At 64.0% G+C, this 26341-nt stretch carries 16 protein-coding genes; 8 read left to right on the top strand and 8 right to left on the bottom strand.

Annotated features, from left to right (window positions below; genetic code table 11):
* Positions 1-167: 167 nt before the first annotated feature.
* A complete protein-coding gene (locus BFAL_RS09860; RefSeq protein WP_055428207.1) occupies positions 168-1706 on the bottom strand; it encodes a hypothetical protein in 1539 nt (512 codons plus the stop codon).
* Positions 1707-1973: 267 nt separating this feature from the next.
* Between BFAL_RS09860 and BFAL_RS09865 the strand changes: the two genes are divergently transcribed.
* Positions 1974-2672 carry a response regulator transcription factor gene (locus tag BFAL_RS09865; RefSeq protein ID WP_055428208.1) on the top strand — a complete coding sequence of 233 codons (699 nt, stop codon included), beginning with the start codon at positions 1974-1976 and terminating at the stop codon, positions 2670-2672.
* Positions 2673-2680: 8 nt separating this feature from the next.
* A complete protein-coding gene (locus BFAL_RS09870) occupies positions 2681-3919 on the top strand; it encodes a sensor histidine kinase (protein WP_152973642.1) in 1239 nt (412 codons plus the stop codon).
* A 219-nt stretch (positions 3920-4138) separates the two neighbouring features.
* Here BFAL_RS09870 and pgm read toward each other — a convergent pair whose 3' ends face one another.
* Positions 4139-5815, bottom strand: a complete 1677-nt coding sequence (gene pgm, locus BFAL_RS09875; protein ID WP_055428210.1) for a phosphoglucomutase (alpha-D-glucose-1,6-bisphosphate-dependent) — start codon at positions 5813-5815, stop codon at positions 4139-4141.
* A gap of 352 nt (positions 5816-6167) precedes the next feature.
* Between pgm and BFAL_RS09880 the strand changes: the two genes are divergently transcribed.
* On the top strand, positions 6168-8285 hold the full coding sequence (locus BFAL_RS09880; RefSeq protein ID WP_174514776.1) for a glucose PTS transporter subunit IIA: 2118 nt from the start codon (positions 6168-6170) through the stop codon (positions 8283-8285).
* 135 nt (positions 8286-8420) lie between these two features.
* Positions 8421-9263 (top strand): PRD domain-containing protein, encoded by an 843-nt coding sequence (locus BFAL_RS09885; protein ID WP_055428212.1) that lies wholly within the window; start codon positions 8421-8423, stop codon positions 9261-9263.
* A gap of 3 nt (positions 9264-9266) precedes the next feature.
* Here BFAL_RS09885 and BFAL_RS09890 read toward each other — a convergent pair whose 3' ends face one another.
* Positions 9267-10394 (bottom strand): diacylglycerol/lipid kinase family protein, encoded by a 1128-nt coding sequence (locus tag BFAL_RS09890; RefSeq protein WP_174514777.1) that lies wholly within the window; start codon positions 10392-10394, stop codon positions 9267-9269.
* Positions 10395-10961: 567 nt separating this feature from the next.
* Between BFAL_RS09890 and BFAL_RS09895 the strand changes: the two genes are divergently transcribed.
* The 3 genes from BFAL_RS09895 (at position 10962) to BFAL_RS09905 (ending at position 18036) form a co-directional block, all read left to right on the top strand.
* Positions 10962-15089, top strand: a complete 4128-nt coding sequence (locus BFAL_RS09895; protein ID WP_055428214.1) for an immunoglobulin-like domain-containing protein — start codon at positions 10962-10964, stop codon at positions 15087-15089.
* A 94-nt stretch (positions 15090-15183) separates the two neighbouring features.
* A complete protein-coding gene (locus BFAL_RS09900; protein ID WP_055428231.1) occupies positions 15184-16650 on the top strand; it encodes a type I restriction-modification system subunit M in 1467 nt (488 codons plus the stop codon).
* Between the two features lie 168 nt (positions 16651-16818).
* The gene (locus tag BFAL_RS09905) at positions 16819-18036 is read left to right on the top strand and encodes a restriction endonuclease subunit S (protein ID WP_152973643.1); all 1218 of its coding nucleotides are present in this window, start codon (positions 16819-16821) and stop codon (positions 18034-18036) included.
* Between the two features lie 72 nt (positions 18037-18108).
* On the opposite strand, the gene BFAL_RS09910 is transcribed toward BFAL_RS09905, so the two are convergent.
* From BFAL_RS09910 to BFAL_RS09930, 5 genes are all read right to left on the bottom strand, one after another.
* Complete coding sequence (locus BFAL_RS09910) at positions 18109-18528, bottom strand: type II toxin-antitoxin system VapC family toxin (protein WP_055428216.1); 420 nt, start codon at positions 18526-18528, stop codon at positions 18109-18111.
* Entirely contained in the window at positions 18518-18811 is a 294-nt protein-coding gene (locus BFAL_RS09915; RefSeq protein ID WP_055428217.1) for a type II toxin-antitoxin system RelB/DinJ family antitoxin, read from the bottom strand. Before BFAL_RS09915 ends, BFAL_RS09910 begins: the two co-directional genes overlap by 11 nt.
* 130 nt (positions 18812-18941) lie before the next feature.
* Positions 18942-20108, bottom strand: a complete 1167-nt coding sequence (locus BFAL_RS09920; RefSeq protein ID WP_055428218.1) for an ATP-binding protein — start codon at positions 20106-20108, stop codon at positions 18942-18944.
* A 418-nt stretch (positions 20109-20526) separates the two neighbouring features.
* Positions 20527-20799, bottom strand: coding sequence for a DUF8462 domain-containing protein (locus BFAL_RS09925; RefSeq protein WP_503089873.1), 273 nt, complete (start codon positions 20797-20799; stop codon positions 20527-20529).
* Between the two features lie 155 nt (positions 20800-20954).
* Positions 20955-22259 carry an ATP-binding protein gene (locus tag BFAL_RS09930; protein WP_082440528.1) on the bottom strand — a complete coding sequence of 435 codons (1305 nt, stop codon included), beginning with the start codon at positions 22257-22259 and terminating at the stop codon, positions 20955-20957.
* 235 nt (positions 22260-22494) lie between these two features.
* Here BFAL_RS09930 and BFAL_RS09935 point away from each other — a divergent pair, with 235 nt between their 5' ends.
* Positions 22495-26277: a DEAD/DEAH box helicase family protein gene (locus BFAL_RS09935; protein WP_055428221.1), complete on the top strand. Its 3783-nt coding sequence runs from the start codon at positions 22495-22497 to the stop codon at positions 26275-26277.
* Positions 26278-26341: the final 64 nt, after the last annotated feature.

The following is a 26341-nucleotide window of genomic DNA, read 5'->3' on the forward strand; positions in this document are numbered from 1 at the left end:
GGGTTTCTTTCAGCACCCCTGTGCGCAGGTTGCTGCCCGGACTGCGCAGGTTCGGTCTCCAATTGCGCAGGTTGCGTTCTAGACTGCGCAGGTTCGGTCACAGCGGCACCGCAGGCCCACGGAACCGATGCCGGAATATCGACGGGTCTTCGTTCTAAGCCGCCACGTCACCAGGAGGTGCGGCGTCGCATGACGGCTATCAGTACGACCAGTAGTGCGGCGACGGCGATGACGACGGCCATCGCCGTCGTACTGAGCGGAGGTGCCTGCCGTTCGGCGGAGGTATCCGCGCGGCTGACGGATTCCGCAGTGAACGGTGACACGTCCACCGCGAGCAGCACGCCCGGACGGTCTGCACCGTGCTGTTGGCCCGCGACGGCGTTCCCGCCACCCGCCGCGGCGGCGAGCAGCACGTACCAGGTACCGCCGTCAGGCGAATACGTCCATCCGGCCGCGTGGTCGTAGATGGCGCCGGAGCCGGCGAATCGCAGTGCTCGTGTGACCGCGGGGTCGTCTTCGTCGAAGGTGTTTACTCTCAGCACGACCGCATCGTCTGCACCGTCCGTCGTCCCGCTTGAATCGCCCGCGCGTGATGTGTCGGACGAGCCTTGGCGGTCGAGCGAATACAACAGCGTGCCGTCGGGATTGATGGACGAGACGAGTCCTCCCGCATCCAGCCATTGCATGGTACCCGCGTCGACCACGAGTTTGCCGTTGGTCATGCCGACGAGCATGCGCGCGCCGTTCGAGGCGAGCAGGATACGGTCGAGCGGAAGATGCCGTTCGAATACCGTGCGCACGACCGTCGCTCCAACCGAACCGGATTCGTAGGCGTCGACGTCGATGGCGAGTACGCGAGCATCGGCGGTCCCCATATACAACACGCGTTGCTTGTCCGCCCCTGCGGAGTAGGCGCCCACAGCATATATGGTGGCCGACGCGTCATCCGCGATATCCGTCATTGCGCCGGTGGCGACATCGACCGCCATCAGCCGCAGCGACTGTTCGGTGCTGGTGCCGACGGAACCGTCGTCGCCGTCATCGACGCCGACGAACCACACCGTTCCCGTGGAATTCATCGTGTACGGCATGACGTCGCGCACGCGCGCGGCGTCGAAGGAACCGGGGAACCGCAGCGGCACGGTGACGCTGCCGCCGCCGTCCGTCGCGGAGAACGTGCGCACCGTCCATGAGCGGGATGATGCGGCGTCGCCGGCGGACTCGATCACGCTGATGTGCGTACCGTCCGGGGAGGGCATGTAGTCGTCCGCGGATGACGGGAACAACGTGGTGCCGAGATCGGAGACGTCGACGGCGACGACGCCTCCCGTGCCGTTGACGAGCATCGTGCCGCCGTCCGGCGTGAACTCGACGTGCGGCGTGGCCGTCGCGAACCCGTCGTCCACGTGCGCGACGCCCGCCACGGACAGGTCCTCGGCTCGGACGCGGCAGATCGTACCGTCTTTGCTGAAGACGAACAGGGAACGGCCGTCGGTCGTGGACGCCAGCGCGGCCGCGTCGCCGATACAGGCGTTGTCGCGCAACGACGCGGCGGCGGCAGTGCCGTCGCGGTCGAGCGCCGACGCCGTGATGACGGCAGTCAGACAGCACGCGACGGCGGCGGTGCATGCGATTGCCGTGAGCGCGATTCGCCGGAAGAGGGGAACATGAGGGGCGCGCGCAAGAAGTGAGGCAAAGGCGGACATGGAGGCTCCTTCATCGTCGTCTGATAAGCATCATCGGTGGGTGTCGTGGCGCATACCGCCCGGCGTTCTCTGCGGTGATATGCCTTGCGATGCCATCGTATCCAGGAAGGCTTCCGCTCATACGAAGTCGCGTGGAGACATCAACGATTGTCGCGGCGGTCGTCGCTACACCGGCGATGATATGTGCGCGCAACGTTTGATGACGAATCGGAAGAACGGTGGCGCCGGCGGTCGTCGTCGCGCCGGCATCGGCGATACACTGCGGATATGGGACAGTCCAATGAAGCGCGTGGAAACGGCGACGGAGACGGGACGAGCGTCGCGGTCGGCATCATCGACAATGACGCCATCACGCTGTATGCGCTACGCGTGATCATCTCACGGATGCCGGGCACGCGGCTGGCATGGGAGACGGCTTCGGGGCATGACGCGTTCGTCCGATGCGTGGAGGATGACGATCGGCCCGACGTGCTGCTGGTCGATATGGGACTCGCCGACATGCCCGGGCCGATGCTGTGCCGGCTCATCCGGTCCGACTCCCCGCATCCGCCGATACTGGCGATCACCTCGTATCCGATTGAACTGTATGCGGCGGATGCAGCCGATGCGGGCGCGCAGGGAATCATCGGCAAGAAGGACATGCGAATGCTGCAACAGGCCGTCAGACGTGTTGCCGACGGCGGAACGATGCCGTCGAGCGACGCTCCCGATGTGCATTTCGAGGATGCCGTGACCGCGTTCCAGCGCATCCGACGCGCTCCCGCCGAACCGGCGGCGACATTGACATGGCCGGAGATGGAGACGCTCAATCTCAGCGCGCAAGGGCTCAATCTCAACGAGATCGCCCGGCGGCTCGGCGTGCGGCCATCCACCGCGCGGTCGCACGCACGGCATGCCCGCATCAAACTGAACGCGCGGACGCTGGGAGAGGCCCTTGTCAAATGGAATCAGGCGAAACACCGATGAGTGGGACGATGGGCCGCACGCTGGGGCGCATGTTGGACCGCATGATGGGTGGGAACGCCGGAACCGGTTTGTTGCGGCCGATGGACGACGACATGTCCGGGCATGGCGTGCGATGGCGCATGCTGCTTGGATGCCTGACCGTACTCGCCAGCGCCATCGCCTGGTGGATGGACGCGGATGCGGTGTTCTCGGAATCGGCGCTCTCCGATGCGGTGCCCATTGCGTTCGCCGCCGTGCAGGTGGCGGCGTTGGCATTGCTCGTGTGGCTGCCGATACCTGCGTGCGTGTTGTGCGTCGGGGAATATGTGATTGCGGCGTTTGTTCCCGGAAGCCAGCCGGACATGCTGGCCCTTGGAGTGATGACGTGCGTCGGGTATCTCTCGTACCGGCTGCGCACATGGGCGGCGCTCTGCTGCCTGCTGCTGATATGGGTGGGGCAAGGGGTTCCCGTGGTGGTATGGCGTGAGCCGGTGGAACGGCTGGGTGCGGTGTTCCTCATCAACGCGGCGGCGTTCATGGTCGGTACGATGTTCGCCTATCGTGGTCGCATTTCACGTGAGCGTCGGCTGACGGACAAGCTGCATGCGGCTGGTGCGTTGCATGATGCCGTCACCGGCGAGCTGTCCGCGATCGCGTTGCTGTCGCAAAGCGCGGGCGAGAGTGATTTCGGTGATGATCCCGGTGATGTGCACAGGAGCGCTTCCGAGGCTGCTTCCGGGGATGGCGGCCGCGCGCTGATGCGTGACATCAACGGGTTGTCGCTTGCGGCGCTGGACAATACTCATGCGGTCATCCGACTGCTGTCGGAGACCGAGGATGTGGAATCGAATGCCGCGGATATCGTCCGATATTGCGAAAGCCAGAAGCAGTGGCTGCGGAATCTGGGGTTCCACGGAACGATCCGAGTGGAGGCTGATCGATGCGCGTTGTCCCCGTCCTTGGCGCGGGTGATTCGTCAATGCATCAAGGAACTGTGCGCCAACATCGCTCGTCACGCGGATATGAAGACGCCGTACCGGCTGGTCCTGCAATGCGGGAACGACGGCATCGTCATCGAACAAAGCAATGGCGTAATTGTGAGTGGTGCTGGTGGTGATGCGGAGGAGGGGGCCGGCGAATTCCGACGCAACTTGCAATCGGGATTCGGCCTTGCGTTGCTTGAGGAACGGATAACCGGTTTCGGCGGTGCCATGTCCCGCACATTCCGGCACGGAACATGGCACATCCGCATACGACTGCCGCGGTAGGGCCGGGGCGCATCCCTTGCCGCGGCTCGTCGGAACATGCGATGCCTGGCGACGGCGGTACGCAGTCGCCCTCAACTACGCCCCTGCAGTCCCTTGCGGCACAGCACGCCCACGACGACGGCGGAAACCTCAACACAATAAGGCTCTGCACTGGAGATGTATCCAATGCAGAGCCTTATTGCATTGCGATGGACGCGATCTAACGCGTCACGGGTGTCGTCACTCGGCGAGGGCCTTGTCGACGACCTCGGTGGCTTCGGCGAGCACCTTGTCGAGGGCCTCGGGGCTCTCGAAGGACTCGGCGTACACCTTGTAGATGTTCTCGGTGCCGGAGGGGCGGGCCGCGAACCAGTTGTCCTTGGTGGTGACCTTCAGGCCGCCGATCTTGGCGTGGTTGCCCGGCGCCTCGGTGAGCTTGGCGGTGATGTCCTCGCCCGCGAGCTGCGTGGCGGTGACGTCGTCGCCGGTGAGCTTGGCGAACTTCTGCTTCTGCTCGAGCGTGGTCGGGGTGTCGACGCGCTTGTACCAGGACTCGCCGAAGCGGGCCACCTGGTCCTTGTGCAGCTCGGCCGGGTTCTTGCCGGTCTTGGCGGTGATCTCCGCGGCCAGCAGGTCGGGGATGAGGCCGTCCTTGTCGGTGGTCCACACGCGGCCGTCACGGCGCAGGAAGCTCATGCCGGAGCTCTCCTCGCCGCCGAACGCGACCTCGCCGGAGAACAGCGGGTCGACGAACCACTTGAAGCCGACCGGCACCTCGATGACCTTCGCGTTGATGGAGGCCGCCACGCGGTCGATCAGGGAGGAGGAGACGAGCGTCTTGCCGACGGCCGCGCCCTCCGGCCAGCCCGGACGGTTGCCGCCGAACAGGTACTCCACGCACACGGCGATGTAGTGGTTCGGGTTCATCACGCCCCAGTTCGGGCAGACGATGCCGTGACGGTCGGCGTCCGGGTCGGTGCCGCCGACGAGATCGTACTTGTCCCACGCGCCGGCGTTGAGCTGGTCCACGAGGCCCTTCATCGCGTACGGCGAGGACGGGTCCATGCGGATCTTGCCGTCGTGGTCGATGGTCATGAAGCGCCAGGTCGGGTCGACCTCGGGGCGCACCACGCCGATGTTCAGGCCGTACTTCTCGTTGATGAGCGGCCAGTAGTTCACGGAGGCGCCGCCGAGCGGGTCGATGCCGAGGCGCACGCCGGAGTTGCGGATCACGTCGAAGTCGATGACGTTGCCGAGGTCGGCCACGTAGTGCTCGCGGAAGTCGAAGCCCTCGACGTACTCGGACTTGACGGCCTCCTCGTAGGGCACGCGCTTGACGTTCTTGTAGTCGCCGAGCAGCTCGTTGGCGCGGGCGGCGATGGCGTTGGTCACGTCGGCCGGGGCCGGGCCGCCGGTGACGGGATCGTACTTGAAGCCGCCGTCGGTGGGCGGGTTGTGGCTCGGGGTGACGACGATGCCGTCGGCGAGGCCCTCGCCCTCGAAGCGCTGCGTGCCGTCGGCCGCGCGGTTGTGGGTCAGGATCGCCTGGGAGACGACCGGGGTGGGCACGAAGTCGTCGCGGGAGTCGATGCGCACGTGCACGCCGTTGGCGACGAGCACCTCGATGGCGGTCTTCTTCGCCGGGGCGGACAGCGCGTGCGTGTCGGAGCCGAGGTACAGCGGGCCGGTGACGCCGGCCTTCTTGCGGTATTCGGCGATGGCCTGGGAGATGGCGACGATGTGGGCCTCGTTGAACGAGGTCTTCAGGGACGATCCGCGGTGGCCGGAGGTGCCGAAGATGACACGCTGCTCGGGGACGGACGGATCGGGGACGAGGTCATAGTACTTGCCGATGACCTCATCGACGTTGATCAGATCTGCTGGGGTGGCGGGAAGTCCCGCGTTGTTTGCTACCATGAACCCCATTGTACGGCGGTGACGGTGGACAACACGTAACTTTTTGTGACCAATTGTTCTGAAATGTGTGTGAACAGTCGTTGAACATGCGGGCGCCAAGATGTGAGCCCTCACGACACGGCGCGGTGCGAAAGGGCTTGCGCAATCGTTACCGTTCTGTTATAGTCTCCGACAGTTTCCTTAGCAGGGTTGCTACTCAAGATTTCGAGGCAAGACCTGAGGCGTGAGCCGAACCATATGCATATGCGCTTATGGTCCCAGACTCTTGCCTCAGGTCTTTTTCGTTATCTGGGCCAACGTTGACCCGGCGCATGGGGAACCGTGCAACACGAAAGAAGGAATGGAGAACACGATGTCGCATCAGGACGATGTCAAGGCGATCATCACCGCCGTCGGTGGTGCCGCCAACGTCAAGTCGTTGACGCACTGCGCCACCCGACTGCGTTTCGAGCTGAAGGACGGAGGCAAGGTCGACCAGGCCTCCCTCGACGCCAACAAGGTCGTGCTGGGCGGCGTGCCCCAGTCCGGCGACCGCTACCAGGTCGTCATCGGCGGCCAGGTGGCGAGTGTGTATGACGAGATCATGCACCTGCCCGAAATGGCCGGCGTCGGCGCCGGCGCGTCCGCCGAGGACGCTTCGGACGGCGAGATGAGCGACGCCGAGCTCAAGGCCGCCAAGCGCAACCAGGGCGTGCGCGGCAAGGTCGCATGGCTCGACAACTTCTTCGAATACCTCGCCGACTCGTTCCGCCCGATCCTGGGCGTGCTGCTCGGCGCGTCCATCATCATCGCGCTCGTCAACCTGTTCATCTCCCTCGGCGTCATCCCGAATGACGAGGCGAACACCGGCCTCATGTTCATCAAGGCGCTGTGGAAGGGCGTGTTCTACTTCCTGCCGATCATGGTCGCCTACAACGCGGCCAAGAAGCTCAAGGTGGACCCGTGGCTGGGCGGCGCCATCATGGCCGCGCTCATGACCCCGCAGTTCACCGCCCTGTCCGATACGAAGACGTGGGGCGACGCCGTCAGCTGCGTGGAGAACACCACCCTCGGCACCTCCTCCTGCACCACGACCGTGTTCGGCCTGCCGATGCAGCTGTCCGACTACTCCGGCAACGTGTTCGTGCCGTTGATGATGGCCGCCGTGCTCGCCCTCGTCTACCACGGACTCAAGCGCATCATCCCCGAAAGCGTCCAGCTCGTCTTCCTGCCGTTCTTCTCGCTGATCATCGTCGGCGCGCTCACCGCGTTCATCATCGGCCCGATCGGCGTGTGGGCCGGCAACGGCCTCGGCGTCTTCCTCGCCTGGATGAACTCGCACGCCCCGTTCATCTTCGCCATCGCGATCCCGCTGCTCTACCCGTTCCTCGTGCCGCTCGGCCTGCACTGGCCGCTCAACGCCCTCATGCTCATGAACATCCAGTCGATGGGCTACGACTTCATCCAGGGCCCGATGGGCACGTGGAACTTCGCCTGTTTCGGCGCCACCGCCGGCGTGCTGTTCCTCTCCATCCGCGACCATGACGACCAGATGCGCCAGACCTCCATCGGCGCCCTTGCCGCCGGCCTGCTGGGTGGCGTCTCCGAGCCGTCCCTCTACGGCATCCACCTGCGCTACAAGCTCATCTACTCCCGCATGCTCGTCGGCTGTGGCGTCGGCGGCGTCGTGATCGCCGTCCTCGGCTGGCTGTTCCCGGCCACCGTCGCCTCCGGCGAGATCGTGCACGGCGTGACCACCACCGCGTTCGCCTTCACCTCCCTGCTGACCATCCCGGTCTTCAACCAGATGTGGGTGTACGCCGTGTCCATCGCAGCCGCGTTCATCACCTCTATGGTGCTCATCATCGTCATGGACTACCGCACCCCGGAGCAGAAGGCCGAGGTCAAGGCCCGTGCCGCCGCAGCGGTCGCCGCCAAGGTCGGCAAGGGCGAGGCCGCTGAGGCCGCTGAGGCCGCGCCCGCCGCCGTCGAGGCCCCTGCCGCGCCCGCCGCATCCGCGCCCGCGCCGGCAGCCGCGACCACTGCGGTGCTCGCCCCCGTCGCCGGCCACGTCGTCTCCCTCGACGACGCCGGCGACCCGGTGTTCGCCTCCCGCGCCCTCGGCGAAGGCGTCGGCGTCGTGCCGTCGGCCTCCGTCGTCAAGGCGCCCGTCTCCGGCGTGCTGCAGACCGTCGCCGAAACCGGCCACGCGTTCGGTCTCAAGACCGACGACGGCGTCGAAGTGCTCGTGCACGTCGGCATCGACACGGTCAAGATGAACGGCGAGGGCTTCGCCGTGGCCGTAGCCAAGGGCGACCGCGTCAACGCCGGAGACGAGCTCGTCACCGTCGACTTCGACAAGGTGAAGGCCGCCGGCTACAGCACCACCACGCTGATGACCGTCCTCAACACCGCCATGCTCACCGCGGTCACGCCGAAGACCGACGTGGACGTCAAGGCCGGCGACGAGGTCATCGCCGTCGAACACTGACGGTGACGGGCGGCCCCACCGGCCGTCGCCCACCACGCGCCGCACCGGCTCCCCGGAATCCATCGGATCCCATGGGGGCCGGTGCGGCCGCGCATGCAGTACCATTGACGAATCCTGCGGTGTGAAAGGGATGCCATGGAAATACTTCGTGTCTTCAACAACAACGTCGTTCTCGCGAAGGACGGCCGCCGCGAAGTCATCCTCACCGGCCGCGGACTCGGCTTCAAAGCGAAACCCGGCATGAGCGTCGACCCGGCCAAAGTGGCGCGCATGTTCGTCCCCGCGGACGGCCGCGACCCCGACCACATGGCGCAGCTGCTCGGCGACATCCCTCCCGAAATCGTCAGACTCGTCTCCGAATCCATGGATGAGATCGGCCTCGGCGGCGAATCCGCGCAAAGCCCGAAGCTCGTCATGGCGCTCGCCGACCACGTGTGCGGCGCGTTGCGGCGCATCAAGAACGGCATTCCCGCCGTGACCTACCCGCTCGCCGAAGAGGTGCGTTCGCTCTATGAACGCGAATACGCGCAGGGACGCGCGTTGCGCGACGCATTGAACCGCAGGCTCGGCGGCGTCCTGCCCGACGGCGAAAGCGTCGCGTTCGCGCTGCACCTCGTCAACGCCGGGTTCGCGACCGGCGACCTGAGCAACACGTATGCGATGACCGGCGTGATCCAGCAGCTGCTCGCCGTCATCGAAAGCACGTACCGGATCACGTTGGACGAGCATTCCGTGAATGTGGGGCGGTTCATCACGCATCTGCGCTACCTGTTCGTGCGCGTCCACCAGCATGAGCAGCTGGAACGCGAGCCCGAGGCCATCGTCGCGTCAATCGAACAGTCCTATCCGGATGCGTTCGCGTGCGCGCGCCACATCGCCGCGCTCATCGAACTGCGTCTCGACGCGACGCTCACCGCGGACGAAATCGCCTATCTCACCCTGCACGTGGCCCGCGTCACCGACGGTGCCGCCGTTTGACGCCTACTTGATCGGCTCCATCGTGCCCGTCGCGGACGGATCGCCCGGCATGACCTCCGGCACGCGCACGATCAGCGCCTCGCGCTCCACCGTGAACCGGATGTGCCGCGTCTCCGGCAACATGTCGCCGTCGACCTGCGCGAGCGCCGGCTCGTCCAACAGCAGTTCCGCGCTCACGCCCTGGATCTGGTCGATCGTGGAATTCGTCGAGAGCGGGTTCTGCCCCGGTCTGCCCGTGATCGTCTGATGCACCACGTCGCCGAAGAGGTTCGCCCAACCGAGAATGCCGCCGGTCGTGTCGATCACCTCGAAATCGAGCAGGCCATCGTTGAACGAGGCGTTCGGCATCAGTGAGAACACGGGAATCTGCCCGCAGTTGCCGGCCATGAACGTGCGGAACACGAGCCCCTTGCGCTCGTGCCGTTCGCCGTTCCAGCTGGTGACCGTCACGTCCGCATGGTATTTCGGCGCGAACAGGTTCTTCACACCGCCCACGAAATACGCGAGCCAGCTGATGTTCTTCTTGAGTGCCGGATCCGTGTCGTCGATCATCGCCGCGTCGAAGCCGACGCCCGCGATGATGAGGAACGCGTGCGCGTGATCCTCATCCGGGTGGTCGAGCAGCGCGAGACGCCCCATGTCCACGCGGCGCGAGCCGTGCGACGTGGCCACGGTGAGCGCCGCGTCGATATCGTCCACCGGAATGCCCATGTTGCGCGCGAACAGGTTGCCGGTGCCGATCGGAACGATGCCGAGCGCGTGCCCGGTGCCGGAGACCGCCGAGGCGACCGTGCGCACCGTGCCGTCGCCGCCGACCGCGACGACCACGTCCGCGCCGTGCGCCAGCGCTTCGAGCGCGCACGCGCGGCCGTCCTTGTCGAGCTGCGTGTCGATGAATTCGACCTGCGTGAGCCCCTTCTCCTCGCAGAACCGTTCGATGTGCGCGCGGCGTGCGTCCGCCTGCGGCTTCGACGGGTTCACGATGAACGCGTAGTGCACCTGGTCGTCGTCGCGTTCGACGAGCCTCTCCGCGAGACGACGTTTGCGGTACGCACGGAACGCGAGCGCGGCCGCGATGATGATGGCGACGACACCGATGACTACTGCGATGATGATGGCGGCTGTGGGCATAGCCTCCATTCTGCTCACGCGGCGGCGGGATCGCCGCATCGCCACGGAATAATTGAACGATTCCTCTACGTGGATTGCGCGGGTGCGCGTGTGCGGGTGGTGCGCGTGTGCGGGCGGTGTGGTGGTCGGAGCGAAGCCCTGGGCGGGCAGGGACGCTGAGGTCGGGTGGGGATGTCGGGCACTGAGGCCAGATAGCGTCAGGTATGAAATTGCTGGCATTGGCAACCGCCTTGTGTTAGCGTTGCCAGTAGTGGAATGTCAGTCAAGAGCAACGGTGATTCACTGTAGGAATCGCGGAGTTCGGCGCTTTGTTGTGGTCTTCTCATGTTTTTGCTAGTGTTATTTTCGCCACATGAATGGTTGCGTAACCATTCATGAACGTCATCACCGATGATGTACCTGCAGTCAATGAGGCCGACGAGAGGACATCCCGTAAAGGAGGCGGGAACCCTCGCCGTAAAGGAGGCGGGAACCCTCGCAACACATCGGAGGATGACCCCAATGCCGATGCCGCATAGGCGCGCATCGTCGGCTCCCGAGGGGGGCATCATAGAGGAAAGGAACACCATGCCACGGGGAAAGCGAATCGTCGGCACCGCAGCGGCAGCGCTGCTGCTGTGCTCGTCAATCGCCATGCCCGCGACTGCGGCGGAAGGCACGGACGCATCCGCGTCCGCTTCGTCCGCGCTGGAAGCGTCGACGTCTCAATCATCAACACCGGAAACGTCCAACGGGGCGGATGCCGCGATCAAGCAGACCGAAGATGCGCTGAACGCATCCGCCGACTCCGCCAACGCATCCGTTGACTCCGCGAATGCCGCGGGCTCCGCGTCCGGCGACGAGACCGCATCCGCGGAGAAGGCCGCCGCCACTCCGGCGCCGGTCGCGGACACCGCATCGCTCAAGACGCTGCTTGATTCCACCGAGGAGGGCGACCTGAAGCCGCTCGCCTCCGGATGGCGCGCCGACGATTCCGGCACCGCGCCGTACGACACGTGGAAGGCCAACGCGGACGATCTCAAGGCCCTGAAGGAGGCCCGCACCGCCGCGCAGAAGATCGTGGACGACGGCTCCGCCACCGAAGAGCAGATCACGGCCGCCGCGGACAAGCTCCAGTCCGCCTTCGACGCCGTGCGCTTCATCTACCACTACACCGGCATCACCGGCACGAACGGCGCCCGCATGTTCGACGACAAGGGCGACCTCATCCAGGCCCACGGCGCCGGCATCGTGCGCGCGAAGACCTCCACGCTCGCCGCGGCCGACCAGAAGCTCGACGCCAACGGCGACGGCTACGTGTACATCTGGTGCGGCGAGGACAAGACCGACCGTCTCGTGGCCCACGGCGTGCGCATCTATTATTCGGACGACCTGCTCAACTGGGTGGACAAAGGACTCGGATTCCAGACCTACCTCGGCGACCAGGATCTGCAGGACAAGCTGAACGGCGCCGACAAGATCTACCAGAAGTACTACAACGTCGACAACATCGCCAGCGACCCCGACTACACCAACATCTACGGCAAGGACTTCAGCGTCTTCGCCAACGACGCCTCCAACTACAACGTCGACAGCCCGCAGGCCGCGCTCGACAAACTGCTGTGGGACCTGAAGGCCCTGTACGGCGACGGATCCAACCCGACGAAGACCAGCTGCGTGTTCGAACGTCCGAAGATGATCTACAACGCCAAGACCAAGCGCTGGGTGATCTGGTTCCACGCCGATGGACCGAAGTACGGCGACGAAGACACCGCCACCTACTCCAAGGCGAAGGGCGGCGTGGCGATCAGCACCACCTCGGACCCGGCCGGCCCGTACAAGTACCTGGGCTCGTTCCGCCTCAACACCGGCGACAATTCCGGCAACCCCGGCATGCTGCGCGACATGAACCTGTACACCGACGAAGGCAAGGACGAGAACAACGACGGCGTCGAGGACGCCTACCTCGTCTACGCGAGCGACGAGAACACGGACATGACGATCTCCCTGCTCGACTCCACCTACACCAAGCTCGCCAAGCCGATCAGCGAGGAGCAGCGCGGCACCTCCGTCAAGGACGGCGACACGTACAACACGGTCTCCTGGGACAGCCGTGAATCGCCGGCGCCCGTCAAGTGGAACGGCCGCTACTACATCATCTACTCGCACACCACCGGATGGGCGCCCAACCAGAACGAGTACATGGTCTCCGAAGGCGACAACATCATGGGACCGTATTCGAACGGCGGCGTGCCGTTCGTGGCCGGCGACGGCTACGAGCAGTCCCCGAGCAACTCGTTCTACACGCAGTCCAGCTCCGTGATTCCCGTGGACCCCGAGAAGGGCCTGTTCATCTACTGGGGCGACCGTTGGTTCAACCCGGACACCGGCGCCGACATCAGCCAGTCGCGCTATGTGATGACCCCGATCCAGTTCAGCGGCGACAAGCTGCGCGTCATCCCGCGCGGCGACTGGACGCTTGACGAACTCAACCAGTACGAGGCCGTCAACGTGGTCACCAAACTGCCCGAAACCGCGGGTTCCGTCTCCTCGCTGATCGCCTCCCTGCCGGATAAGCTGGAAGTCCAGCGCGGCGGCGAAGACAAGACCACGACCACCAAGGTCGTGTGGAACGCGTATGTCGGCGACGACCAGCCGATGGGCGAGGTCACCGTCACCGGAACGCTGCCCGAACTGAATGGCGTCACGGTCGCCCACACCGCCACCATCTACCCGGAGAACACGTTCCTGTTCATGGACGCCGCCTCCACCGCCGGCGACGAATCCGACTACTTCACCACCCTGAAGAAGTATTCGAAGGATGTCGCCAAGCAGCAGGCCAGCGACCAGGTCTACTCCGAAGACAACGGTTGGGGACTCGCCAGCGAGATCGGCACCGACGTGGAACGCTACGACGCCACGTCGAACGACACCTATGAGACCGGCTACTGGGCCAAGAGCGGCAAGGACATCCTCTACAAGGCCGATCTCAAGGCCGGCACCTACACCGTCAAGGCAGGCTACCGCGACTGGTGGGGCCAGTACAACGGCCGCACGGTGAACTTCGCCGCCTGGAACGGCGACGACTGGCTCGCCGGCGCCGACGTGACCGTCAGCAACAAGACCGGCGCGTGGAACTCCACGTCCGGCGCGCTCACCTTCACGCTCGACAAGGACGCCACCGTCACGTTCGTCACCTCGCAGCGTTCCGGCGGAGATCCGGTGCTCAGCTGGGTGAGCGTGCAGCGTCAGGCCGACGACGCCGCCGTCTCGGTGGAGCCGGTCGCCGGCACCGTCGCGTTCGTCGACGGCACGACGCCCGCCCTGCCGGACAAGGTGAACGTCAAGCTCGCCGACGGCAGCACCGTGGAACGCAAGGTCGACTGGAAGGCCGACGCGTCCAAGCTCAAGGCGTACGCCCCCACCGAAGTGCAGGGCATCGTCGAAGGCACCACGCTGCCCGCCACCGCCACCGTGCAGAAGATCGAATCGAACCTCGACTACTTCATCGACGTGAACGGCGGCGACGCGTCCGCCACGTACGATTCCGCGGCGAAGCTCACCGACGGCGGCCTCAAGAACGCGAAGGCCGATCAGGCGTTCACCGAAGCCGACGGCTGGGGCAATGCGTCCTCCAACTACGGCGTGAAGAACGACGGCAACGCGGACCCGTACGAGTCCGGCATCTACGCGGGCGAGGACGGGAACAACGGCACGCTGAGCTACAAGCTCACGCTCGAGCCCGGCACGCACACCGTCTCCCTCGGCATGCACGACTGGTGGAGCCAGACGCGAGGCACGTCCATCACCTACAGCTACGACGGCATGTCCGTGGCGCAGGAGCTCGCCTACGCCTCCGTGAACAGCGGCAAGGTCATCGCTTCCGGCGACGTGACGATTCCCGCCGGCGAGGCGAAGACCGTGACGTTCACGCTCACCTCCGCCACCGGTACCGGTCCGGTGTTGAGCTGGATTTCCGCCACGAAGGCCACCTCCGTGCCTGATCCGGACCCGACTCCCGCCACCCCGGTCTCCGCAGCGGAGACGACCGCCACGGTGAAGGCCGGCGAGACGCCGAAGCTGCCGGAAACCGTGAAGGTCACGTATTCCGATGACTCCGTCAAGGACGTCAAGGTGACGTGGGACGCGCACGATTGGTCCGCTGAGACCGCGGCCGGCACCGTCACGCTCGGCGGCGATCTGGAGGGCATCGACTCGACCCTGCTGCGGGCGAAGGCCGTGGTGACCGTCGAAGCCGCCGACCCGGATCCCGATCCGGACCCGGACCCGAATCCGGACCCGACCCCGATCAACGCGATTCCCGAAATCCACGGCGCGGGTGACGTGACCATCACCGAAGGCACCACCTTCGACGCGCTGGCCGGCGTGACCGCCACCGATGAGGAGGATGGCACCATCACCGATCGGATCGCAGTGGAAGGCTCCGTGGACACCGCCAAGCCCGGCGTCTACAAGCTCACCTACACCGTGTCCGATTCCGGCGGCGCCACCGCCACCGTGGTGCGCACCGTGACCGTCAAGGCCAAGGAAGCGACCAAGCCGGATGGCGACAAGACGGATGGCGACAAGACGCAAGGCGACAAGCTGATCCAGACCGGCGCGGACGTCGCTCTCGGCGCGCTCGCGGCCACGGCGCTCGCCGGTGCCGGCATCGCGCTCGCCACGGCCCGTCGCCGTCGCTCCGGCGACCGCTGACCCGGCATACCCGGTTGCCCGCTGCAGCATGCGAACGCTGCGGCGGGCAACCGTCGTATTCCCGCGTCCGCACATGGCCGGTAAGATGAAACGCATGCTTGATTCCGCAGTGCGCAACACGATCGACCGCGTATGGGACGCGTTCTGGTCGGGAGGGATCTCCAATCCGCTGGAGGTCATCGAACAGATCACCTACCTGCTGTTCATGCGCAGGCTGGACATGAACCAGCAGCGTGCGGAGAACAAGGCCCGACGCACCGGCAAACCCATAGAACACGCCGTTTTCGACGACACCCAGCAGGACTTGCGCTGGAGCCGTTTCAGCCAGCTCACCGACACGCAGGCCATGTACGACACGGTCGCGGACCGCGTGTTCCCGTTCCTGCGCGCGCTCGGCGGCGAGGAATCCTCCTACGCGGAGCAGATGAAGGACGCGCGCTTCACGATCCCCACGCCCATGCTGCTCGCCAAGACCGTCGACATGCTCTCTGACATCGACATGACGAACTCCGACGTGAACGGCGACCTGTACGAGTATCTGCTTTCCAAGATCGCCAGCTCCGGCGTCAACGGACAGTTCCGCACGCCGCGCCACATCATCGACGCGATGGTCTCGATGATGGCGCCCACGCCCGAGGACACGATCTGCGATCCCGCGTGCGGCACGTGCGGCTTCCTCGTGGCGAGCGCGGAATACGTGCGCGAACACCATCCCGAAACGTTCAGCGACCCGCGATTGCGCGCACGGTACGCGACCGACCTGTTCCACGGCTACGACTTCGACCGTACGATGCTCAGAATCGGCAGCATGAACCTCATGCTCCACGGCATCGACGATCCGAACGTGCACTACAAGGACTCATTGAGCGAGGCGGGCGACGAGGACGCGGGCAGGTATTCGCTCGTGCTCGCCAATCCGCCATTCTCCGGCAGTCTCGACTATGAGGCCACCAGCGCGAAGCTGCTGCGCCGCGCCAAGACGAAGAAGACCGAGCTGCTGTTCCTCGCGCACTTCCTCGACATGCTCGAGATCGGCGGGCGCGCCGCCGTCATCGTGCCCGAAGGCGTATTGTTCGGCTCCACCACCGCGCACAAGAAGCTGCGCCGCGCGCTGGTCGAGGAGCAGAAGCTCGACGCGGTCGTCAAACTGCCGGCGGGCGTGTTCAAACCGTATGCGGGCGTGAGCACCGCGATCCTCGCGTTCACGAAGACCGACGGCGGCGGCACCGACAACGTGTGGTTCTACGACGTGCGCGCCGACGGATACTCGCTGGACGACAAGCGCACGCCCGTCGAGGCGAACGACCTGCCCGACATGGTGGCGCGATGGGCGCGGCGCGGCGAGGAGCCCGAGCGCTCGCGGGCGAGAACGGAACAGTCGTTCTGCGTGCCGAAGAAGGAGGTCGCCGAACAGGACTACGACCTGAGCCTCAACCGGTACAAGGAGATCGAATACGAGGAGGAGACGCATCGCGCGCCCGCGGAGATTCTGGATGAGATGGCGTCGCTCGACGCCGCGATCGCGGCCGATGTCGCGGCATTGCGGGAGATGCTGGCGTGAGTGGAGTCCTGAATCGTTCTAGTTTCGGCGGTGGCCGTGTCGGGGCGGCGTATACGACGCTCGACACGCTCCAGGCCGCTCGGCCAAGCCTACGGTCGAGCATCGCACACGCCGCCCCGCCACTCGTCGGGCGGTTCGTTGCGTTTTGTGGATTGAAAGGGTTGCTCGATGACTGATTCCGTGGTTGGAACCTCGCCGATGGGGAAACGTGCGGCGCATGGCGGCGATGGAGCGACATCTCGCATGGTCAAGCTGGCCAAACTGCTGACCTTCGATGCGGTTCCGGAACGCATCGTCGACACCGCTGATGAGACCTTCGTGACGGTTCGTTCCAAATGCGGCGGTGCCGTCGAGCGTCCCATCAAAGACGGGAAAACGCCGGTGGCGTTCACCGGATATCGTATTCATGCGGGGCAGTTGGTTTACTCGCGCATCGATGCGCGGAATAACGCATTCGCCATCGTGCCCGATGAGCTTGACGGCGCTGTGGTAAGCAAGGATTTCCCGGTGTTTCGCATTGACGAATCGCAGGTGCTGCCGGCATACCTGATGCATTTCTTCCGAGCCGGTCAGTTGCAACGTGCCATTCAACAGCGCAGCAAGGGCATTACCAATCGTCAGCGGATCAAAGAAGAAGAGTTGCTTGCGTTTCCGGTTCCGCTACCATCCTTATCTGAGCAGCGGAGAATCGTGGAAATCCTGGACAGGGCGGATGCGATTCGCGCGAAGCGCCGCCAGCTCCTCGCCGACTACGACGAACTCCCGCGCTCTCTCTTCGTCGAGATGTTCGGTGATCCGGTTTCCAATCCTAAAGGGTGGGAATATGCGGCGTTATCAGCATTGGGAAGCGTTGAGCGTGGAGTGTCGAAGTTCAGACCGCGTAATGCGCCCGAGCTGCTTGGTGGCCCCTATCCTCTTATTCAAACTGGCGATGTCACTCATGCAAAGCTGTATATACGAGATTACACATCCACATATTCCGAATTGGGGTTGTCGCAAAGCCGAATGTGGCATCGCGGAACGCTCTGCATTACCATTGCTGCCAATATTGCGCAAACGGCTATCCTCGATTTTGATGCCTGTTTTCCTGATAGTGTGGTGGGATTTGTCGCGAATGAAAACACCAATAACCTCTTTATCCATTATTGGTTTACGTTCTTTCAGGAAATACTGGAACGTCAAGCCCCTGAATCTGCACAGAAAAACATCAATCTGAAGATTCTCAGCAAGCTGGAGGTGATTTTGCCGCCGCTTGCGCTGCAGCGGGAGTTTGCGCGGCGGGTGGAGGCGATCGCGGCGGCGCGGGCGAAGGCGGAGCGTGCGCTCGCCTTGGACGACGAGCTGTTCGCTTCCCTCCAATCCCGCGCCTTCCGTGGCGCCCTGTGACGCTGCGGAAGGGACATCACGCCACACGTCACACTGTTTCGGCTGCGATTCCGAAAGCCTGAGCCTGAGTGGTCACCGGCCGAACAGCGCGAGGTATCGGCGTGCGGTCATGCTTCGTACGGGCGAATGGGCGAACGCATCCGAATCGCGTGTGATGATGAAGTCGATGCCGTTGCGTTCGGCGGCGGCGCGAATCAGGCCGTCTTCGAAGTCGGGTTCGTCGGAGTATGCGGAATCGTCGCATTCCCTCTGTCCGACGGGGAGGACGTCCAGCAGTACCAGGAATTGACGGATGAGCTGTCGGCATGCGGGCTCGCCCAGAGGCTTCCTGCATAGGTAGTGGAAGTCCTTCAGGGAGCCGGAGGTCACGTGCCCGGCGATCTCGGACTTCGCGATCCGTTCCATGAGCGTGGCTGCCGGATCGTGTTCCGGTCGGTTCTCGACGGCGTAGTCCACGAGGATGTTTGTGTCGAGCAGGAGCTTAGATGTCACGGTTCTCGAACTCCCTGCGCATGTCGTCGTAGGTCATGGTGTCCAGCACGGTGCCGTGGGGGAGGTCCGCGATGATGTTCTGGGCGTTCCTGAAGGCGGCCAATCGCGCCTGCCTGCGCTTGTCGCCCGCATCGTCGAACTCGGGAACGACTCCCGTGTTGGCGATGCTCTCCCACAGGTCGCGGATCAGTTCGTTTGGGGTGAGTCCGGCCTTCCTGATGTAGTCGTTGGCCACGGCCTTGACGTTGGCGTCGACGCTTGCGGAGACTGTCGCAGTAGCCATCACACTCCTCCTATCTATTATCTATGTATAGATAGTAGATAGTCTATGAGGCCGTCCCGTGACGGTCAACCTTGTTTTCCGGTCAGTACTCCTTGTTGCTTGATGATCGTATGCGATTATGCGTATCGCGTCAGTTGACGAGATGTCCGATGTCGGTGAATGTGATGACATGTCCGTGTCGGGTCATCATGGATTCGTTCCCTCCATATATCAGAATGCGGTGTTCGACATCCACGTCCATGCGTTCCGCCAGTTTGTCGATGGTCGCCCATGCGTGTGGATCGTAGGTGGTCGAGGACTTGACTTCGATGATGTAATGGGGCACTCCGCCTCTTTCGATGAGGAAGTCGATTTCCGTGCCGTGGTTGTCGCGCCAGTAGAAGAGCCCGGGGCGTTCTCCCCGCATAAGGAAGTGCTTGATGATCTCGCAGGCTACGGCGTTTTCGAACAGGTGGCCTTTCATGGGGGAGTCATAGAGCCGGTCGATGTCGGTGATACCCATGAGGCTGCTGGCCAGACCGGTATCGTAGAAATACACTTTGGGGGATTTCACCAGTTGCTTGCCGTAGTTGTTGTAGTAGGGCATGATGCGGAACAGGATGAAGCTTGATTCGAGGATGGAAAGCCAGTCCTGCGCGGTGGCGCGTGTGATGCCGCACTTATCTGCCAGCATCATTGTCTGTGGGGTCTGTCCGATTTGATACGCGCAGAGTGTCAGGAAATGTTGGAAATCTGCTAGTTTTCGCACGCCGAGTTCGGTTCGCACATCGCGGTTCACGTAAGTCTCCACGTAGTCCCGGTAGTAGTTCGACGTTCGGATCGTGGTTTCGTAGAGTCGGGGATAGCCTCCTTTGATGATCCACTCGGATAGGTTTTCGGGTGCCAGTCCTGCGTCGGCGAGTTCCGAATAGGCGAACGGTAGAAGATGCCGGACTGCGACGCGGCCTGCGAGACTTTGTGAGATGCTGCGCATCAGCAGGAAATTCTGGGAACCGGTGATGACGAATTGGCCGGGGTGGTTGTTGGCGTCGATGACTCCTTGGAGATACGAGAATAGATTTGGCGTGCGCTGTGCTTCGTCGAATATGACATGGTCGTTGTATATGGAAACAAATGACCTCGGGTCGTCTAGGAATTGTTCCCTTGTAAACGGATCTTCCATCGAAAGGTATCTGTAGCCGGGAAATAGGTTTCGTGCGAGGGTGGTTTTGCCGCTTTGGCGGGGGCCTGTCAGGGTGACTGCGGGCATTTCTCGCATGGAAGTCGTTATTTCGTTGGCGAGGGTGCGGGGGATCATGGGTTCCTTCTTCTCGAAGTTGTTTGGCGTAAAGGTGCTCGGAATTGTCCCTATGCACACCGTACTGACTCTAATGTACAGATCCTACAAACTCTACTATGCAGATTCTACAGATTCTACTGTGCGTATCCTACAGACTCTACTATGCAAATCGTACGGCTTTTGAAGGTCTGTGCGCGTATCGCGTATTGGAGTCGGTCGCATCCGCCGCCGTTGCTGTTGCATGCCGCATCAATGTATAGTCACGACTTGTATAGTCGTAACTATACAAAGTCGAATGAGAAGCTGGTTCTTCGACGTCGGATGACGCTTTGTTCCACGTGCGTGGAGCGCTCGGGCGTTCATCTCTCTGCGCGATTTTCGTGCGCAAATCGTGCCGATAGCGCACGAAAATCGCGCAGAGAGGGTGATGAAGCGTTCAGTCGCGCGGGCGGCTGCGCAGGTATTCGCGCAGGAACGGGATCGCGAAATCCGCCGTGCCGCGTGCGGGGGAGGAGATGACGTGCTCGTCCAGCAGCCGCTGGCGGTAGATGTTCGCGTAGTCCATGGTCTCGCCCATGCGCCGGGCGATGTCGGCGGTCGAGGACGGCCCGTCGTCTACGGACATCGCTTCGAGATAATCGATCGTCCGAAGCGCTAATAGAACAAATAGAACAGAATAGAAAATCCATAGAACAAACGGCCACTGCATCACAGAGCGCCGCGAACCCCAGTCATTCCAATGGTTTCAGCCATGTTGGCAAGTAGGAAATAGAACAAATAGAACAAAGGCCGTGCCGGCAAGGTGCGGATGCCCGTCATGGGTGACGGGCCGCCTGCTCTGGTACTGTTCCCGGCGTCACACGGTTATCCGCCTATGCAGAATGCGGCGTACAGCGGGATGCTGCGGATGCCGTTCTCGACGCCGAAGTTCTTGGTGGACAGCCTGATGGCCTGCGTCGGTTCGTATTTTCCGCGATAAACCGTGAGACTGCGCGACCGCGTATTGTCGGACGACTTGACCTCGACCGGCACCCCGACCGGTTCGCCGGGCATCTGAATGACGAAATCCAGCTCCGCGGTGTTGCCGCTCGTCCAATACCGCAACGGTATCCCATTCGCCGTCATCGCCTGCGCCACATGGTTTTCGACCACGCCGCCCAAATCGATGCGTCTGCGGTATCCGGCATCGGTGGCCAGTGCCGGATCGAGTTCGCTCCGCGCCGCAAGAAGCCCCGTATCCCCCATGTAGATCTTGAACGCCGAAGCGTCCTCATGCATGGCGAGCGGCAGCCGCCCATCCGAGACCCGCACGCAGCGCTCCACAAGACCGGCCGCAAGCAGCCAGGCGATCGCCGGCCCATACACCGCCGCTCGCCCGCCGCTCCTCACCAGCTTGTACTGGAACTTGTGGTTCTCCTTGGCGAGTTGTGCGGGAATGCTGTTCCATGTGTCCTGGATTCGCGCCGATTCCACCGGTGTGGCGTATTTCGCCATATCGGCGGCATACAGGTCCAGAATATTCAGCTGACGGTCGCGCACGGACGCATAGTCGCCGTTTTCGGCGAACGTGGAGACGGCCTCGGGCATGCCGCCGACGATGAGATACTGCCAGAAGCGCTCCAGCATCGCCTCGTGCAGATAGCATGCGACCCCATGCTCATAGCAATCGCGGATCTCCGCAATCAGAGCGCCGTCCCCCACGGCCTCGAGGAACTCGTCGAAACCCATGGGGCGCAACGTCAGCGTATCGACCTTGCCCACCGGCATGCTGAACCCCTGTCGATTGACGGCGACGCCCAACAGGCTTCCAGCCGCCGCGACATGTAATTGCGGCATGTCCTCGCAGAAGTACTTGAGCGCGGCCAGCGCGCGGTTCGAGGCCTGAACCTCATCAAGAATCAGCAGCGTCCGTCCCGGCTCGATGACGCGTCCTGCGATCTGCGACAGCCGTCGAAGCAGTATGGACGGTTCGAGATCCCGCTCAAACGCCGCCCGCACGCGTGCGTCGCGTTCCACGTCGAATCTGACGTGTTCCCCGGAGAACATGGTTTCGGCCAATTCGGTCAGCAGGTACGTCTTTCCCGTCTGGCGCGCCCCGTACAGCAGCAACGGTTTGCGATTGGGAGAGGCCGCCCAATCCTTCAGCCGTATCATCAGATTCCGTCGCATTGCGGTCCTTACCTTTAACTGTGAATTATTGTCGTATCAAACAATTTTATATATGAAAAAATGTAGCATATGACATTTTCCCATAGTTGTTCGTTGAATAGTGCGTTCCACCGCTCCGCGTGCGTTCCCGGCGTCGCGCCTCGGCAACAATTGTCCGGTTCCGAGAAGCGTCAGGTACGATAAGAGACGTCGCCGCAAGCCACGCCCGGCCGGTGACGGGATGAGGAGGTTCCGGATGGGCAACTTCGATTTCGTGCACACGGTGTTCCCGGACGCGCACGCCGACTGCGCGAAGGCGGAATCCTACGTGCAGTCCGACCCGGTCACCTGCTGCGCCTATGCGCGCCGCGCCATCAACGTCCTCGTCCCGCACCTCTACTACGACGTGCTCGGACTGCGCACGCCGAGTAGCGGCGACGACCTGTTCGATCTGCTCAAGGCGGACGGATTCACGCGGAAGGTCGATCGGAACATCCTCGGCAAGCTCCACTTCATCCGCAAAATCGGCAACCACGCGCTCCACGACAAGCGGCCCGACATCGACACGGGCACATCGCTCGCCGTCATGAACGAGCTGTTCCACGTGCTCGTCTGGACCGGCTACCACATGTCCGATCATCCCGAAGCCGTGCCGCTCGACACACAATTCGATCCCACACTCGCCAAACGCGCACGCGCGCTCAACGCGGCCGAAGCCGCCACGCTGCTCAAACGGACGCAGGGACGCTTCAACGAGCAGCGGCGCATCATCGAAGAGCGCGAACAACGCATCAAGGAACAGTCGGAGGAACTGGACCGTCGCGAACAGGACATCGCCCGACGCGACGAGGCGATCGCGCGCAAAGATGAGGCGCTCGCCAGCAAAGATGCCGAACTCGCGCGATACCGTGAACAGACGGAGGCCCTCCGCGCGCAGATCAAGGCCGCGCAGGCGCGCAACACGCGCGAGGACACGCACGACTACACGTACGGCGAAGCGGAGACGCGCGCCGCACTCATCGACGACCTGCTCGCCGAGGAAGGCTGGAACCTCACCGAGCGCAACCGCGAGGTCAAGGTCGAAGGCATGCCGCCCACGCCCGACCAGCCCACCGGCGTCGGATACGCCGACTACGTGCTGTGGGACGACGACGGTATGCCGCTCGCCGTCATCGAAGCAAAACGCACGTCCGTGAGCGTCGCGGCGGGCGAACAGCAGGCGCTGCGCTACGCCGACGCACTCGACCTGCGCTACAATCCGACGCACGATCCCGGCAAACGCCCCGTCATCTTCCTCACCAACGGCTACGAGACGCGCATCTGGGACGAGTGGCGCGCCGCGGACGGTACGGAGGGCGGATACCCGCAGCGCGTCGTGCAGGGCTTCTACGCGAAAGACGAACTCAAACGACTTCTCGCCCGCCGCGCCGCCGCACGTCTCTCCGGGCGCGCGATCTCCGCGGACATCGCCGGGCGGCCGTACCAGCAGGAAGCCATACAAGCCGTGGACGCGGCGTTCGACGGCCGCCGCCGCGCCGCGCTGCTCGTCATGGCGACCGGCACCGGCAAGACGCGCGTCGCCATCGCCCTCGTCCAGCAGCTCATGCGGGCCGGGTGGGTGCGCAACGTGCTGTTCCTCGCCGACCGCACCGCGCTCGTCAACCAGGCTGCGAAGGCGTTCAGACACCGCGTGAACGGACTGGGCGAGCGCGTGCCCGTCGTCAACCTGCTCGAAGACAGGAACGCGTCGGGCCGCGTCTACCTGAGCACGTACCCGACGATGATGAACCTCGTGAACGCGCGCGGCGGCGACGGCACGCGGCGTTTCGGCCCCGGCTTCTTCGACCTCGTCATCATCGACGAGGCGCACCGGAGCGTGTACGCGAAATACAGGTTCCTGTTCGACTACTTCGACGGGCTGCTCGTCGGCCTCACCGCCACGCCCAAGAACGAGGTGGACCGCAACACGTACCGTCTCTTCGGGCTCGACTACGACGCGCGCACCGGCGGCGTGCCCACCTACGCCTACGGTCTCGAACAGGCCGTGCGTGAAGGGCACCTCGTGCCGGCGCGGTCGGTGTCCATCGGCACCCGAATCATGGACCGCGGCATCCGCTACGACGAACTCACCCCCGAAGAGCAGGCCGAATGGGAGTCCAAGGACTGGGACGAGGACGGCGACATACCCGACCGCGTGGATGCGAGCGACGTGAACCGCAAACTGTTCAACGCCGACACCATCGACAAGGTGCTCGGCGTGCTCATGGAACGCGGCATCCACGTCGACGACGGCGAACGCCTCGGCAAGACCATCATCTTCGCGCGCAACCAGCGCCACGCCGAGGAGATCAAGGCCCGGTTCGACATGAACTGGCCCGAGCTTGGCGGCGCGTTCGCGCGCGTCATCACCCACGCCACGCGCGGCGCGCAGTCCCTGATCGAGGACTTCGAGGACCCGGGCAAGGACCCGATGATCGCCATCAGCGTGGACATGCTCGACACCGGCGTGGACGTGCCCGAAGCCGTGAACCTCGTGTTCTTCAAACCGGTGATGAGCCGCACGAAATACTGGCAGATGATTGGCCGCGGCACCCGTCCGCGCCCCGACCTGTTCGGCCTCGGGCGCGACAAGACCGAATTCCTCGTCATCGACTGCTGCGACAACGTCGCGTACTTCAACGAGAACATCCCCGAACGTGATGTGCCCGTGCAGCCGTCGCTGGGCGAACGCCTGTTCCGGCTGCGGCTCGGCCTGCTGGAGACGCTGGACCGTGCGGGCGGGGCCGGCGCGTCCGGCGCGTCCGACGCGTCCGTCACGTCCGGTTCGTCCGTCGCGTTTGACGCCGCCGCCGACGGCGCCGCGTTCGGCGGCGGGCGCGACGATCGCGCGCGGTACCGCGCCGAACTCGCGCGCACGCTCGACGGCATCGTCTCCGGCATGCGCCCGGACGAGAACGTCCTCGTGCGCCCGCATCGCCGCGACGTCGAAAACGTGACGCGGCACGGCTGGTGGGATACGGTCACGCCGGACAAGGCGCGTCTCGCCGCCACGCTCGCCGGACTGCCCAGCGCGAATCCGGACGGCGACGCGCAGGAGACCGGTGCCGACGCGGGTTCCGGCGTCGATGCGAAACACCTCGACCTGCTGGTCTACACGTACGAGCTCGCACTGCTGCGTGCGGCGCAGCCTGACACGTCGGGAGAGTCCGGGCAGCCCACCACGCCCGACTACGGCGTGGCGTCGCCGCGCATGTCGCCCGCAGCCGCGCAACGCGGCATCCGCGACATCGCCGAACAGCTGCGCGACCCGAAGAAACGCGTCAATCCCGACGTCGCCGCCGCAGCCGACCTGCTCGACATGATCGTCGACGACGACTGGTGGCGTGACGTCACCATTCCCATGCTCGAGACCGCGCGCAAACAGCTGCGCGGAATCGCGCGGTATGCGACCGGTGTGCAACGCAACGTCGTCTACACGGATTTCGAGGACGAACTCACCTACGACGAATCGGGCGTCGTCGTCCCCGGCGGGGACGTGGCCGCCGTCGATATGGAACGGTTCCGCGCCAGAGCGACCGAATTCCTGCACGGACTGAACGGCGACATCACGCTCGCGCGCGTGCGCATGGGACGGCAGCTCACCCCGCAGGACCTCGAACGTCTCGAACGCATACTCATCGACAACGGCGTGGGAGACGCAGCCGACGTGGTAGCCGCGGCGAACGACGACGACGGCGGATTCGGCCTGTTCATCCGATCGCTCGTCGGACTCGACCGCGCCGCCGTCGAAGCCGAGTTCGCCCGGTTCCTCGACGGCAAACGGTACAACGCGCGGCAGATCACGTTCGTCAGGCTCATCATCGACGAGCTCGTCGCGAACGGCACCATGGAGGCGGGCCGGCTCTACGATCCGCCGTTCAGCGACATAGCCGGCGGCGGTCCGGAAAGCCTGTTCCCCGACGAACAGGACTTGGACGGCATCTGCGCCATCATCAACGGCATGCGGGATTCCGCGATACCGCGGCGCAAGGCCGCATAGGGAAAGGCGGCACATTCCGCCGGTTCTTCTCGGTGTCCCGTTCGATGCCCCCAGTCCTCTCCGC

Origin of the sequence: Bifidobacterium aesculapii, from assembly GCF_001417815.1 — a bacterium.
GTDB classification, from domain to species: Bacteria; Actinomycetota; Actinomycetes; order Actinomycetales; family Bifidobacteriaceae; genus Bifidobacterium; species Bifidobacterium aesculapii.

What these genes read in the sequence shown, in the direction of transcription:
- BFAL_RS09860 (WP_055428207.1), bottom strand. Translation starts at nt 1,706, where the DNA reads ATGTCCGCCTTTGCCTCACTTCTTGCGCGCGCCCCTCATGTTCCCCTC.
- BFAL_RS09865 (WP_055428208.1), top strand. Translation starts at nt 1,974, where the DNA reads ATGGGACAGTCCAATGAAGCGCGTGGAAACGGCGACGGAGACGGGACG.
- BFAL_RS09870 (WP_152973642.1), top strand. Translation starts at nt 2,681, where the DNA reads ATGGGCCGCACGCTGGGGCGCATGTTGGACCGCATGATGGGTGGGAAC.
- pgm (WP_055428210.1), bottom strand. Translation starts at nt 5,815, where the DNA reads ATGGTAGCAAACAACGCGGGACTTCCCGCCACCCCAGCAGATCTGATC.
- BFAL_RS09880 (WP_174514776.1), top strand. Translation starts at nt 6,168, where the DNA reads ATGTCGCATCAGGACGATGTCAAGGCGATCATCACCGCCGTCGGTGGT.
- BFAL_RS09885 (WP_055428212.1), top strand. Translation starts at nt 8,421, where the DNA reads ATGGAAATACTTCGTGTCTTCAACAACAACGTCGTTCTCGCGAAGGAC.
- BFAL_RS09890 (WP_174514777.1), bottom strand. Translation starts at nt 10,394, where the DNA reads ATGCCCACAGCCGCCATCATCATCGCAGTAGTCATCGGTGTCGTCGCC.
- BFAL_RS09895 (WP_055428214.1), top strand. Translation starts at nt 10,962, where the DNA reads ATGCCACGGGGAAAGCGAATCGTCGGCACCGCAGCGGCAGCGCTGCTG.
- BFAL_RS09900 (WP_055428231.1), top strand. Translation starts at nt 15,184, where the DNA reads ATGCTTGATTCCGCAGTGCGCAACACGATCGACCGCGTATGGGACGCG.
- BFAL_RS09905 (WP_152973643.1), top strand. Translation starts at nt 16,819, where the DNA reads ATGACTGATTCCGTGGTTGGAACCTCGCCGATGGGGAAACGTGCGGCG.
- BFAL_RS09915 (WP_055428217.1), bottom strand. Translation starts at nt 18,811, where the DNA reads ATGGCTACTGCGACAGTCTCCGCAAGCGTCGACGCCAACGTCAAGGCC.
- BFAL_RS09920 (WP_055428218.1), bottom strand. Translation starts at nt 20,108, where the DNA reads ATGATCCCCCGCACCCTCGCCAACGAAATAACGACTTCCATGCGAGAA.
- BFAL_RS09925 (WP_503089873.1), bottom strand. Translation starts at nt 20,799, where the DNA reads ATGCAGTGGCCGTTTGTTCTATGGATTTTCTATTCTGTTCTATTTGTT.
- BFAL_RS09930 (WP_082440528.1), bottom strand. Translation starts at nt 22,259, where the DNA reads ATGCGACGGAATCTGATGATACGGCTGAAGGATTGGGCGGCCTCTCCC.
- BFAL_RS09935 (WP_055428221.1), top strand. Translation starts at nt 22,495, where the DNA reads ATGGGCAACTTCGATTTCGTGCACACGGTGTTCCCGGACGCGCACGCC.